The organism is uncultured Allobaculum sp., from assembly GCF_948576815.1.
GTDB classification, from domain to species: Bacteria; Bacillota_I; Bacilli_A; order Erysipelotrichales; family Erysipelotrichaceae; genus Allobaculum; species Allobaculum fili.
The window spans coordinates 1-12,874 of record NZ_CAPAEZ010000074.1; the positions used below are offsets into that span (position 1 = coordinate 1).

Consider the following 12,874-nt stretch of genomic DNA (forward strand, 5'->3'; position numbering starts at 1 on the left):
AAACTAGAAAGGCAAGGCACTGCTCACTTGTGAAGCTTAAGTGAACAGCATTGCTATTTTAGCAAAAAAATGCTCATCAAACTCAAAAAGTATAAAATACGCAATTTTTTAAAGGAATATATCTATTCGATGAAAATTTGAAATTATTCGCTAAAAAATACAATCATGACGGAAAATCCGTATATCCATTGGACCTGCGCTGTTTTTGCTATTAATACATCCGCTTACATTTGTCTAAGCCCGCGGGAAAATATACCAAAAAATTCATACTGACGCTAAAAAAATAACGATTTGGAAACGAAAATCAGCATTTGGAAAAGCGCTTCCAGAAAAGAGCGTTTTTTTGCGAGTTTGTTTAAGTAAACTTCTGAGAAGACCGATCGAAAAGAGCGTGCTACAATGGCTCTGCAAGCACTCAGGGGACGTGAGTGCTGATCTTTATGCACTCGCTGCAGTTTTCTGCACCGCTCAGAGAACAGGCATTATCCGGGATATCGATGGAAGTTTCTTTTACGATGTTTTTGATTTTGAAGGCTGCAGTCTGAATCGACTCCGATTTGCGGCGCCTTGCTTCTGTCCGGTTTTCCATCGGATTTCCCATCCGAAAAAGGCGGAGCCGCAAGTCGATTTCGCCGGTGTACAGACTGTATGGAACATAAAGAATCACGGTATAGAAAGGATGGTCCTATGGAAAAAGAGATGGAAAAACAAGTCTTTGACGTTTCCGGCATGACGTGTGCTTCCTGCCAGGCAGCCGTTACCCGGGCCGTTTCCAAACTGGACGGCGTCGAAAGCGCGGACGTGTCTCTGCTCGCACAGAACATGCGGGTGGAATACGATCCAAAGCTCGTCAATCCGGCCGAGATTGAAAAAGCGGTAGCCGATGCCGGCTATTCCGCCACGCTTCAGCAGGCGGAAACGGGTTCCTCCAAACCGGAAAGTGCCGCGCAGATCTGGGAAGATCGAAGCGAACGCATTCGCAAGGAAACGGAAGACAAAAAGAAAAAGCTGATTTCTTCGCTTATTCTGCTGGCAATTCTGCTTTGCTTCTCCATGCTTCCAATGCTGGGAGTGTTCTCCTTTTTAATGGATATGGAATGGATGATGGCCGATGCCTGCATCCAGATGTTCCTGTCCACGGTAATCCTGTTCATTCAGCGGGATTTCTTCACGCACGGATTTAAAACTCTGCTTCACGGCAGCCCGAATATGGATACGCTCGTTGCGGTCGGCTCTTCTGTATCCTTTATTTACGGCTTTTACGGCCTGCTCACCATGGCGTACGGCTATGGAACGATGGATCATGAACTGATCCATTCCGGCATGAACGCGCTGTACTTTGAAAGTGCGGCGATGATCGTTACCCTGGTTTCTCTGGGCAAGTATCTCGAAGCGCGCTCCAAATCCAAAACCGGCGACGCGCTGGCCAAACTGGTCAGTCTGGCGCCGAAAACCGCATTTGTAAAACGCGGGGATGACTTTGTGGAAATCCCGGCGGAAGACGTCCGCGCCGGAGATCTGGTCCGCATTGTTCCGGGTGCCTCGATTCCAGTCGACGGTACCGTTGTGGAAGGTTCCGGTACGCTGGACCAGTCGGCCATTACCGGCGAATCGATGCCGGTCGAAAAAGCCATCGGCGACGAGGTCATGTCCGCTTCGACCAACCTGAACGGTTCGTTTGTCATGCGGGCGACGAAAGTCGGTTCCGATACGACGCTTTCTCAAATTATTTCGCTGGTCGATGAAGCCGGCAACTCCAAGGCACCAATCGCGCGTCTGGCCGACAAGGTTTCCGGCGTGTTCGTTCCGGTCGTTCTCGGCATTTCTCTTGTTACCCTGATCGGCTGGCTGATCGCCGGCCACAGCATTGGCTTTGCGCTGAACTGCGCGATTTCCGTACTCGTTATTTCCTGCCCGTGTGCGCTGGGTCTGGCCACGCCGCTGGCCATCATGGTCGCGACCGGCAAAGCCGCGCAGTACGGCATTCTCGTCAAATCCGCCGGCGCGCTCGAAGAACTGGCGAAAGTCAATACCGTGGTTCTCGACAAGACCGGAACCATTACCCGCGGCAAACCGGCCGTCGTATCCCTCACCCTGTTTGGCGATCGATACGATGCCGATGCGTTTATGACGATTGCTGCTTCGGCGGAATCCGGTTCGGAACATCCGCTGGCTAAAGCGGTTCTGGAAGAAGCCAAAAAAGAAAACCGCAGTCTGTATGCGGCCTCGGATTTCAAGGCCTTTGGCGGACGCGGTCTGGAAGTTATGGTGAACGGCATTTTCGTTCAGGCCGGCAACCAGGCATTCATGAACGAAGAACATGTAGCGCTCGATGAAAAAGCGCTCGAAGCTGCTTCAGAAATTGCGCGCAAAGGCGGAACGCCGCTCTTCTTCGCCTTTGATCATGAACTTTGCGGCATCATCGGCGCGGCCGATGAAATTCGTCCGACCTCGCGCGATGCCATCGCGCTGCTGCGCAAGGAAGGCATCGATGTCATTATGCTGACGGGGGACAACGCGCAGACCGCCAAGGCGGTTTCGCAGGGCCTCGAACTCAGCAATGTCATCTCGGATGTTCTGCCGGCCGATAAAGAATCAGTTATTCGCAAACTGGAAGACGAAGGCAAGATCGTGGCCATGGTCGGCGACGGCATTAACGATGCCCCGGCTCTGACTCGTGCTGACGTCGGCTTTGCGATTCAGTCCGGTACCGATATCGCGATGGAATCCGCAGATATCGTTTTGATGAAAAACAATCTGCTCGATGTCGTTACTGCCGTTGAGCTGTCCCGCGCCACCATTCGCAATATTAAGGAAAACCTGTTCTGGGCGTTCTTCTACAACATCCTGGGCATCCCGGTTGCCATGGGTCTCTTCTACCCGATTAACGGCTGGCTGCTCAACCCGATGATCGGCGCTGCAGCGATGTCCTTCTCGTCGGTTACCGTCTGCCTCAATGCCCTGCGTCTGCGCTTCTTCAAGCCGGCCAAGGCGATTTCCCAGATGGAAAGCCCAGAAGCCGAAAAGCAGCAGGAAGCCATCCAGATTTCCAAACTGCCCGCTGTGCCGTCCGCTGAGATGACCGCCTCTGCACTGGCATCCGAAGTGAGTGCCGCTTCCGCCGCACAGAAACGGGCAGAAACAGCCCAACCGTCCGAACCGGCGCATAAAGGCCTGAAGGGAACCCCGCTCGTATGGGGCGATGCGAAATCCGCAAAAGCGGCTCAGGCAGCGCCTGCAGCGCGCAATGCCGAACCGGCGGCAGAACAGACCGTTCGCTTTGACGTAGACGGCATGACGTGTGCGCATTGCCAGAAGCATGTAACGCAGGCTTTGCAGAAGATCGATGGCGTACGCGCTGCAGAAGTCACGCTGAAACCGGGCGAAGCCCTCGTTCTGGCCGATCGTCCGATTGAACTTTCGGCCTATGAAGAAGCGGTAAAGGACGCCGGCTATGAAACCCGCACAGCCATTCCGCAGATGAGTGCCTTCCTCAAGGATTTCCATCCGCAAAACGAAGGCGAAATTACAGCTTTATTTGATGATTTAAAGAAAGACTATCCAGAACTGACCTGGATGGTTTACAGTGCCCCGGCGCAGCAGATTACCCTTTGCGGAGATACGCTGCCCGAAGAAGGCGATATTTTTGAAGAGATCGCAAAACTGGAAAAATCCAGCAACGAAACAGGCGAAGGAGGTGAGATGATGACTCTGACTATTGACGGCATGTCCTGCCAGCATTGCGTTGCCCGCGTTGAAAAAGCGCTGCAGGGCGTAGAAGGCGTTGAATCCGTAAAAGTGGATCTCGCCAGCGGCAAGGCAGTTGTAACGGGAAAAGATCTCAGCGCAGCTGCACTGGCAAAAGCCGTAACCGCAGCCGGCTATTCGGTATCCGCAATCGATGACTGATTCAAGGATTGAAGCCGAAAACAAAGTTTTTTTCACTGTATTACACTGGTAAAGTTTCAGAAAAGTACAAAAAAAGGGTGCCGAAAGGCACCTTTTTTTACGGCTGAAAGGCAGCGGTTTTTCAAATGGGATGATCGTACGCGTTTAGGCGAACGGCCTGGCTAGTTCTGTCCGTTTCCGAAGAAGGTCGGATCGTACAGGACGATATCCTGCGCCTTGAGCGACGCGGGAACATCGATCAGACGCTGGTTGGACGAGCCGCAGAACAGAAGTGAGAGATCTTTCTTGGCTTCCTCAAACGGGCCGTCGACGAGGACGTTCAGGCTGTTCAGAATGGTGTCGGTCCATGGGGTGTGGCGACGGCCGCCATCGAGCAGGTCGCGGTCGAGAATGTAGCCGGTGTACATCCAGATCGTTTTTTCCGGGAGTTCTTCACGAACGCGCGCAACCAGATGGGATACGGCTTCCTGATTGGAAATTTCAAACGGATCGCCGCCAAGAACGGTCAGGCCGTCGATGTACTTCGGAGCCAGCGCTTTTAAGATTTCGTCTTCGGTCTGGGATGTCCATGGCTTTCCATAGTCGAAATCCCAGGTTTCCTGCTGGAAGCAGCCAGGGCAATGATTGAGGCATCCGGAGACGAAAAGCGAAACGCGGACACCGGTACCATTGGCAATATCAAATTTTTTAATTTCACCGTAATTCATGATAGTTTTCCTTTACATTTTTATATATGAATATAAATCCAGTTATCTTTTTTTCGCATCTTCAGCGGCTGAGTCACCAGACAGGCGGCCTAGGGGTTGAGGGTGCATAGCCAATACTAACGGGCAGAGAATTTTCTGTCAAAAATACCGTACACCCGACAAGCGCAGATGGAGTCTGCAGAAATCTGCGCCCGCGCAAAGTCGCGGATCCCGCCGATTCCAGACCCTTTCATCGAAAAAGCCGGGAGCAGACGGTAAAATCAGAAGAGAGAACGAAAAAGAAGAAAAAGCGGCGATCCGTCTGTGAATCGCCATAAGGAGAAAGCCATGTACGCCGTATACAATCTGACCACAAGCCCTAACGTGAGCGTTGAAGACCAGTCCGGCCCGTTTCGCGTGCTCAAGCACAAGCTGGATTATTCGATCCCGTATGAAAACGCTATGGAAGCCTGGTTTGCGGCGAAAATGGGCAAGCATAAACGCCAGCTCGTCTGTTCGCTCGATGTCGATGACGTGCGCATTGCGGAAGGCATGATGCAGTGGATGGTCGGTTATTGCGAAATGGACAGCGGCGTGCGCAACGTGACTTCGCTGTTTGGGAAAATGATTACCGGCAAAATGACGGGGCAGAAAGCCGTCTCCCCCTGCTATCGCGGGGAAGGCACGATCGTCTGCGAGCCGGTAGACGATGAGATTTTGCTGATCGATCTGGCGGAGTGGCCTGACGGCATCGTCATTTCGCCCAACAGCTTTCTTGCCTGCTCCGGCGGCGTACGCCAGAGCGTCACCAGCCGGACGAGTCTGTCTTCGGCCGTATTTGCCAAGGAAGGCCTGTTTTCCATGCGTCTGGATGGAGAGGGCACAGCGGCCATTCTTTCGCCCTGCGTGGAAGAACAGCTCATTCTTGTGGAAATTACCGACGATGTGCTGCGCGTGGACGGCAGTTTCGCGATCGCCTGGTCGGGCAGCCTGACGCTGACCGTGGAAACGCTGGGCTCTTCAGCCACAGCGTCCTTTCTCAGCAAGGAAGGCCTTGTGAATACGTACCGAGGAACCGGCAAGGTCCTTCTCGCGCCATTTATCCGGGAAGAGCTGTCCGAAGACGCTTTAGCAGATTCTGCATCCAAAAACGAGAGCGCTTCTTCCAATACGGTCAGCTGAATGCCGAAATGAGGCCAGATTTGGATTTTGTAGGAAATTCTTGATTATTTTTGTCTGTTCTTTTGTATAATCGTTGTTCAAAAAATTTCGTTTTACTAAAATGAAGATGGTGGAAAAGTGGTTAAACTCAATCGGCGATTTAACCGGATTGAATTTTTACGCAATAGGGAGATGAATTTATGGAACAAAACGGACTGACCAAACGCGAATCCCAAATAATGAATATTCTTTGGAACAGCGAACAGCCTATATCTGCACACGAAATTCTGCTGGCTTCCCCGGAACTCAGCCGGAATACGATCCAGATCGTACTCAAAAAATTACAGACGCTCGGATTTATTGAGGTAGCTGGATTCAGCTATCACAAAAATGCACTGACGCGTACGTTTAAGCCGATTATTTCGCAAAGTCAGTACATTGCCCAGTCTCTGGCAGATAATGCCTCTTATGAGCTGGCGATGAACTTCATTCGTCAGACCGAGGATTCAGCGATTCTTGATGAACTGGAAAAGCTGATCCAGGAAAAGCAGAAACTGCTTCGGTGCGAGAAAGACCGCGGCGAATGATCTAAAGGAAAAAAATAAATACGTGGGCAAGCTGACCGCCTGTCCGCAGAAACAAGCCTAAAGGCCCGCATTCTGGATTTTATAACCAGGATGCTTTTTTTAATGCTCATAAAAAAATAGTTCTATACATTTTTGCCAAAAAAGGCTGGAAAATGTCAAAAAATGTACTATGAGCGCTCAAAAATGCACGGCTGAACTCATCGGATATATCATCGTATTCATACCAAGAGGCCTAGTAAAATGGGAAAGAATAATACGAAAGATATGAAAATACGACGAGAACGGCTTTTGATGCTCGGACAGAGACCGTTTCCGATCACCATCGAATGGAAGGCTATTCCGGCCCCTGTTCTGTACGTCAGGGAGGATCTGTCCCTGCATATTTCTCTTTCGCTATATGAGAAAGAAGAAGAAATTCTGTCGAGTCTGCAGTCTCGAGAAGCGGATCTTCTCTGTCAGATTGCGACGCGGATTCGAAACCGGGACTTTTCCCGTCCAATCGATCTGGGTGAGGAAAACGGGTATCCGTTCTCTGTGCGCACAATTTTCGGTTTCCCCTGTCACGAAGAAATTTTACCGGGTAAAGATTTCTGCAAGCTTGAGGAAAGCGTATACCGCATCTATACGTCCAGCCTGGACGTTTTTGACCACATCCGTACGCTCATTCGCGAAGATCTTAATGCGCGCCTGCAGATCGCCTATAAAGAAGCCTGGGCCGATTCGGCGGATCTTCTGGCAGCCGCCGGACTGGATGGACCTTTTCCCGTACTGGAGATTCATGCCGATCAGCCATGGCCGATGCAGGTCGATCTGGATCGGAAGATCGTTCAGGTGCATCCCTACGTCGTGGAATATCCCAGAGAATACATTCTCTATTCCGCGCTTTCCGCTCTGGCTCACCTGGCCTGCGAGGAAGATGAGCAGGCGTACGCGTTTTTGATGGATGAACTGCTCGAAGACTGGGAAGAAATCCGCGAGCATGGCCGCAGAGTGTCCGGCGACCGTAAGCGTTCGAAGCAGCAGTCCTCACTTTCCTGATCCTCGGATCAAGCGTTGGAAACAGAACAGCCCCGCTTTCTTTCCAGTTCGTTCTGGCAAAGAAAGCGGGGCTGTATATTTTGTATTCCGTCCGGCGGGTGTTCTTGAAGCAGCCTGTTCAAGGGAGTGTTCAAGGATGGCCCGCGTATTCAGAGCGTTTATTTGGCAGGGCGTCGATTATTTCGCGCCTTTATTGTTTTTGCGGGTGATGATGAAGAATGCGCCAAGGGCAACGAGAGCGCCGATGAACAGACCGATCATCGGGTACAGGTTCGTCTGGGTAGCTGTGTCTGCACCGCTCGATTTGGGCTGTGCCGCTTTTTCTACGTTAAACGGATCGGTGTTCCAGTTGCGTTCGATCATGCCGTCGTTAAAGCCGAGAATGATCTGTTCGGTTCCGCTGCCGGAAGCAGGCGGGTTGAAGGAAAGGATCGCGCTGATCTTGGTGTCCGGTTTCATGTTCTTCACCTGATCGGCGTTGAAGGTAACGGTATAGACTTTCTGTTTCTTATCGTTGGTAGATTCGGCAATTTCCGGTTTTACTTCGGTTCCGTCCACTTTCACGGTTTTAACGCCTGTGAGATACGTACCCTGTTCCTGGGTGAAGGTCAGAACCATTTTTTCCGGTTTGTTTTTGAGCGTCAGATTGATGGTCATCGTCTGATCGTTCTTGTTGTAGGATTCGTAGCCGGTCACTGGGTCGCAGACAAAACGGAACGCATCCTTGGATTCGTAAGGAATGGTATGAATGCCGTTGTCGACATCGGCCAGGATACGGCTGTCACCGGCAGGAGCGTTGCGGTTCAGCTTCAGGACAAACTTGATGCTGGAGGTTGCTGTCATGGCATCTACGGCACTCTGCGGGAGCGTTACGAGAACGCCGTTTGTGCTGGCAGCGGTTTTGGTGCTGGATTGGGAGCTGGACGAATTCGAAGAATCCGAAGTGCTGGAATCGGCTTTGCTTTTCGTCTGAAGTTCGGTTTTTACGCCGTCAATTTCTTTTCCGTCTACGGTAACGGTGACTTCCGGCAGACGGGCGGATTCGCTGGAGCCGGAAGTCTGATCCTTGATCAGCAGAGCTTCCGGACTGGATTCAAAGCGAACGCTGAGCGATTTTGGCTTCTGGCTGGCTTTGAGATCGAGCGTCCAGGTCGCATCCTGTGCGGAGTAATTGCTGGAAACGGAGGACCAGTCGCTGGTTAGTTCAAAATCGCAGCTCTGTTCCTGCATTTCGTCGTGGGAAGCGTCGGTCGCGTTTTTACCGGCATACACCTGGGAAGTGGTACGGATTTCTACATCCTTGCTTCCGGAATAGGCGTTGAAGGTGAAGACGACAACGTCGCCGTCGCGCAGATCCTTAAGCCGATCCGCGGAGAAGGAATACAGGTATTTTCCGTCGAGGTCCGAAGTCGTCTGATCGCGTCCGTCGATCTCGATCGCTTTGTTTGCGACCGTAATGGAAGCGGGTTCCGGATCAATTTCAGCATCGCCGCCGGCGGTCTGAACCCAGTTCAGCTGGAAGGCCAGCGATGTCGGAACTTTTTTCACGGTAAACGTGCAGGTCAGCGTGTTCTTTTCCTTGTCAAAAGCGGAGGATGTGTACTCTACAAACTCCGATTTTTCTTCCGAAGAAGAGTCGGAAGAATCCGAAGAGTCCGAGCTGGAATCGGAAGAATCCGCAGCCGGATTTTTCTCCGTCTGATTGTTCTGGTTTTTTTCTACGGGAATCGGCTTGGACGGAGTACCGGACGGGCTGGTTCCCGGATCGTTTTCCCCTTTCAGCGCCTCTTCGTTTGCGGCATCTGCAGCGGAAGAATCCGTTACGGTCGAAGTTTCTTCTTCCGGTGCGGTATTCTCCTGAGCAAATACAGGGAAGGTTCCCAGAGAAAGAGAGGCGGAGAGCAGCAGAGCTGCCAGAGAGCGGACATTAGATTTCATATCAGCAATTTTTCCTTTCTTAAACACCCGGACCAGCACAGGGCAGCCTCTTGAACAGACAGCCGGCCGCTGCGGAAGCGGGCAAATGAAAAAGCAGAGTCAGAATTCAGCCCGGGCTCTTCTCAAAAAAAAGCGCGGGGCGAAAGATCTCCTGCCTAGCAGGATACGGGATGCCGCGAAAGCTGTCAGTTCAAAAACAATTGCACAGCCATTTTCGCGGATTGATTCGCCCTCTATTCTACTAGCCAATTCGGGCGAAAACAAACGCATATTGAAAACGCAAACAAATGAAAGAAATGAAGCAAGCCGGGTTAAAAAGATACAGAACGCTTCAAAGAGCGTATCCGGAATCGCCCATGAAAAAAGCCTCTTTCCGCATTGGAGAGAGGCTGAATTCTTTCAATCAGGCTTCCGGTTCGGGAAGTACGGGGAGCGGTTCTTCCGCTGGCGGCAGATCCGGAACGACTGGATCCGGTGCGGGCGGAGTCGGTACGGGATCGGGCAGCGGATTGACAGGCTGCTGCACCGGCGGCGTTACCTGCGGCGTATTGTCAATCGGCGCGTCATAGCCAGGATCTTCCTGGATGGCGTCGGTATAGCCGGGATCCGTATCCGGTTCGTTCTGCGGCTGGTCTGCTGTACTGGACGCGGCGGAATCGGCCTGCGGGCGGTTGGCTGCCTGGTTGTCGACGTCATCGGCGCTTCCGGTCGAATCGTCGATTTCCTGCGGGCTCTTGCCTTCGAGAACGCCGTCAATACGCTTCTTAGCGGTCGCTACGGTTTCGTAGTCCGGAACCATGACGTAGGCGTTCTGTCCAAGTTCCGCACAGAAGTTTGTTTCGCCTGTTCCATCGAGCGAGTAGGTCAGGAACGTCCAGTCCGGATTATCCTGAATCTGTTTCTGGAGAAGGGCCTTGATTTCCTCTTCGGAAAGGTCGGTCTGGAAGGCGCCGCTCAAAGCGTCCATTAAGGACGGGTAGCTGGTAATGATGCTTGGGGAAAGCACCTTTCTGGCGACAGCCATGAGAACCTGCTGCTGGTTTTTCACGCGCTGACGGTCGCCTTCGCTGTAGGCGTAGCGTTCACGGGCGTAGGCCAGAGCCTGTTCGCCGTTGAGGTGGTTCATGCCTTCCTGTACGCCATAGCGGGAATCCGTGTAAAACGACGGAACCGCATAGCCAGGTGCCACATTAATATCGATGCCGCCTAAGGCGTCAACGAGGTTGATGACCGAACTGAAGTTGACCTGCATCGTGTAGTTGATTTCGATGCCGAGCAGCTTCTCGATCGTGGCTTTTGTCGTTTCGGTACCGTGCAGACCGGTGTGCGTCAGCTTGTCCATCTGGCCCGCTGCGCAGCCGTTTTCAGCCGGGCAGGCGGTTTCGACGTAGTAGTCGCGGGGAATGCTGGTGAGAAGAACCACATGGGTTTTCGGGTTGACGGAAGCGATCATGTTCACATCGCTTCGGCCGACTTCGCCAAAGCCGTTGCGGGAATCCGTTCCGGTAATCAGCACGTTAAACGGCGTCGAGTTGATGTCGTCAACGGTTTTTGTGGTCGTCGTGCTGTTCGTTTCAAAAGCGGCGGAGAAGACGACTTTCGTATCGTCGTAGAAGCTCTTGAAACGGTCATCCGAGTCGGAAATCTGACCGCGGTAGGCGGACGGAAGAATCATCGCTTCGATCTGGTGATCGTAAAGCGCGTTGGCCATATCGACGATGCCGTCGTATTCGGAGGCGTTGAACGGAACGTTCTTGCTGTTGAGAACGTTGACCATGTCGTCCGTATACGTACGGGCAACGGTACGCAAAATGCCGATTTTCTTGTCATTGAGATCTTCGACATCATTGCAGCTCGAATCTTTCATGGCAATAATTTCCACCACGTACTGCGAAGCCGGGGAAAGATCGGTCACGGTCGAAAAGAGGCTGGTGGCTTTGGAAACATAAAAGCCGCCCATGCCCATGGCCGCAATAATCACGACGGTAAGAATCGTTACCGGAATGCGGGCGCCTTTTTTCCGGGTCAGCCAGATTTGCATCGCAATGATGAGAATGGCCAGAACGACCAGAATGGCGCTCAGGCCCCAGGTGATCTGGGTAGGAAAGATATTCAGGGTGATCAGTTCATAAACCGCAAAAGCCGTAAATCCGGCCAGCAGAATCGAAAGAATAATCGAAGCCGCCTGGAATCCTCTGGAAGGATGGCTGGATTTTCTGGGGTGAACGTGTCGCATAACATACCTGCCTTTCTGAAGGGGATGGATAAAGCTGAAGCAAAGGGTTCGAATCCAGTGAAGATACGATGTTCGGTCTGCAAAATCCGCCGGCAAAAGCCGCGGGGCAGACGGAAAACTGTATACGTCCTTTATCTTAACAAAAAGTCAGGGGACAAAGGGCGACGTCTGCCGCGCGCAAAGGCGTGCCGGCAGTTTATAGCTTTTCATTTTAAGCAAAAACGGTCGGGGATGAAACCGACAGTTCTGTACGTTTCGCCAGAGCGGCCCCGCTTAAAATACCGGATCGCGTAAGCCATACCAGCCTGCGGGTGAATTCGGTTGGCTCGTATTGAGCAGACAAAGATCCGTAAAGACTGTACGCCAGCCATGGGCAGTCCGGCTAAAAGGAAGAGGAATATTTTTTCGAGAAAAACTTGGCTTTGAGAAAAGCGCTTCCTTTTTTGAACCAGTTGACCGGTTCGGTGCTGGTCAGCGGAATTTCGATGCAGCAGATTTCATTGGTATCAATCCAGACATCGAGCAGAAATTCGCTGATCCGTCCGGGCATGCGGGCCGCAAACGCGTCTTTTTCTTCGAGATGCGCCCGCCGCATGACTTCTTCAAGCACCCCAAAAAGAAACGTGCAGTACGCGTCGGCCAGGGAACGCTCCATTAAAAACATATTGAACATGTGACCGCTGCGTTTTTTCAAGTGGGCATACAGCGCCGGTTCGTATTCGGGATACTGATCGCGGATCACCTGCGCCAGCAGATCGAGATCCGCTGGATCGAGCGTATGCGCGTAATGCGATTCGAGCGTTTCAATATAGTAGCGTCGCTTTTTGGGCAGAATGACCGGGCAGTCGTGCAGAAGTTCGACGGCCTGTTTTTGCGAAAGCACCTTGCATTTTAAAGACGGGATGGGCGCGTCGCCTTTGAAGTGGCGGCGATAATGGGCCAGTCCAAAGGCATCGCACGATTCGTCCAGATTTTTCCACGCCCAGTACAGGGCGGTCAGCTCGCTTAAATACGGATTGGCCGACGAGATCGAGTCGCCCTGATCGTCGCGGGCAAACCCGATGGAGTCTTTGCCTTTTGCGCCCGCCTGTACAGGCAGATACAGCGGATCGTCCGGCATGGGATACGGCTTATGGGCGGCAACCACAATTTTAGGGTGGTCAGCTTTCTTCGCGGAAAGTTCAGGGGAAGGGGTGGACATGAACGCCTCCTTTTACTGGTTTCGTATTGGTTTCGCAGCTGCTTTTGTTTTTTGCTTTAGAAAAAAAGCAATGCTGTTCACTTAAGCTTCACAAGTGAGCAGTGCCTTGCCTTTCTAG

General features: G+C 52.1%; 9 protein-coding genes. 4 read left to right on the forward strand and 5 right to left on the reverse strand.

The features are described from left to right. Nucleotides 1–415 precede the first annotated feature (415 nt). Nucleotides 416–589: a hypothetical protein gene (locus Q2J39_RS09215; protein WP_289068943.1), complete on the reverse strand. Its 174-nt coding sequence runs from the start codon at nucleotides 587–589 to the stop codon at nucleotides 416–418. Between the two features lie 98 nt (nucleotides 590–687). Between Q2J39_RS09215 and Q2J39_RS09220 the strand changes: the two genes are divergently transcribed. Further along, nucleotides 688–3,909 carry a heavy metal translocating P-type ATPase gene (locus Q2J39_RS09220; protein WP_288340275.1) on the forward strand — a complete coding sequence of 1,074 codons (3,222 nt, stop codon included), beginning with the start codon at nucleotides 688–690 and terminating at the stop codon, nucleotides 3,907–3,909. Between the two features lie 161 nt (nucleotides 3,910–4,070). Here Q2J39_RS09220 and nrdG read toward each other — a convergent pair whose 3' ends face one another. Continuing rightward, nucleotides 4,071–4,616, reverse strand: a complete 546-nt coding sequence (nrdG, locus tag Q2J39_RS09225) for an anaerobic ribonucleoside-triphosphate reductase activating protein (protein WP_288340276.1) — start codon at nucleotides 4,614–4,616, stop codon at nucleotides 4,071–4,073. Nucleotides 4,617–4,943: 327 nt separating this feature from the next. On the opposite strand from nrdG, the gene Q2J39_RS09230 reads away from it, so the two are divergent. From Q2J39_RS09230 to Q2J39_RS09240, 3 genes are all read left to right on the forward strand, one after another. Further along, nucleotides 4,944–5,777 carry an AIM24 family protein gene (locus Q2J39_RS09230; RefSeq protein WP_288340277.1) on the forward strand — a complete coding sequence of 278 codons (834 nt, stop codon included), beginning with the start codon at nucleotides 4,944–4,946 and terminating at the stop codon, nucleotides 5,775–5,777. 179 nt (nucleotides 5,778–5,956) lie between these two features. Next, nucleotides 5,957–6,343 carry a BlaI/MecI/CopY family transcriptional regulator gene (locus tag Q2J39_RS09235; RefSeq protein WP_230267319.1) on the forward strand — a complete coding sequence of 129 codons (387 nt, stop codon included), beginning with the start codon at nucleotides 5,957–5,959 and terminating at the stop codon, nucleotides 6,341–6,343. Between the two features lie 264 nt (nucleotides 6,344–6,607). Continuing rightward, the gene (locus Q2J39_RS09240; protein ID WP_288340278.1) at nucleotides 6,608–7,381 is read left to right on the forward strand and encodes a hypothetical protein; all 774 of its coding nucleotides are present in this window, start codon (nucleotides 6,608–6,610) and stop codon (nucleotides 7,379–7,381) included. Nucleotides 7,382–7,558: 177 nt separating this feature from the next. Here Q2J39_RS09240 and Q2J39_RS09245 read toward each other — a convergent pair whose 3' ends face one another. The 3 genes from Q2J39_RS09245 to Q2J39_RS09255 form a co-directional block, all read right to left on the reverse strand. Next, the gene (locus Q2J39_RS09245; RefSeq protein WP_288340280.1) at nucleotides 7,559–9,319 is read right to left on the reverse strand and encodes a hypothetical protein; all 1,761 of its coding nucleotides are present in this window, start codon (nucleotides 9,317–9,319) and stop codon (nucleotides 7,559–7,561) included. Nucleotides 9,320–9,722: 403 nt separating this feature from the next. Continuing rightward, the gene (locus Q2J39_RS09250; protein WP_288340282.1) at nucleotides 9,723–11,555 is read right to left on the reverse strand and encodes an LCP family protein; all 1,833 of its coding nucleotides are present in this window, start codon (nucleotides 11,553–11,555) and stop codon (nucleotides 9,723–9,725) included. A 382-nt stretch (nucleotides 11,556–11,937) separates the two neighbouring features. Further along, entirely contained in the window at nucleotides 11,938–12,756 is an 819-nt protein-coding gene (locus Q2J39_RS09255; protein WP_230268517.1) for a DUF4422 domain-containing protein, read from the reverse strand. Nucleotides 12,757–12,874 lie beyond the last annotated feature (118 nt).

Coding starts and splice junctions, on each gene's coding strand:
- Q2J39_RS09220 (WP_288340275.1), top strand. CDS start 688: ATGGAAAAAGAGATGGAAAAACAAGTCTTTGACGTTTCCGGCATGACG.
- Q2J39_RS09250 (WP_288340282.1), bottom strand. CDS start 11,555: ATGCGACACGTTCACCCCAGAAAATCCAGCCATCCTTCCAGAGGATTC.
- Q2J39_RS09255 (WP_230268517.1), bottom strand. CDS start 12,756: ATGTCCACCCCTTCCCCTGAACTTTCCGCGAAGAAAGCTGACCACCCT.
- Q2J39_RS09235 (WP_230267319.1), top strand. CDS start 5,957: ATGGAACAAAACGGACTGACCAAACGCGAATCCCAAATAATGAATATT.
- nrdG (WP_288340276.1), bottom strand. CDS start 4,616: ATGAATTACGGTGAAATTAAAAAATTTGATATTGCCAATGGTACCGGT.
- Q2J39_RS09245 (WP_288340280.1), bottom strand. CDS start 9,319: ATGAAATCTAATGTCCGCTCTCTGGCAGCTCTGCTGCTCTCCGCCTCT.
- Q2J39_RS09230 (WP_288340277.1), top strand. CDS start 4,944: ATGTACGCCGTATACAATCTGACCACAAGCCCTAACGTGAGCGTTGAA.
- Q2J39_RS09215 (WP_289068943.1), bottom strand. CDS start 589: ATGGAAAACCGGACAGAAGCAAGGCGCCGCAAATCGGAGTCGATTCAG.
- Q2J39_RS09240 (WP_288340278.1), top strand. CDS start 6,608: ATGAAAATACGACGAGAACGGCTTTTGATGCTCGGACAGAGACCGTTT.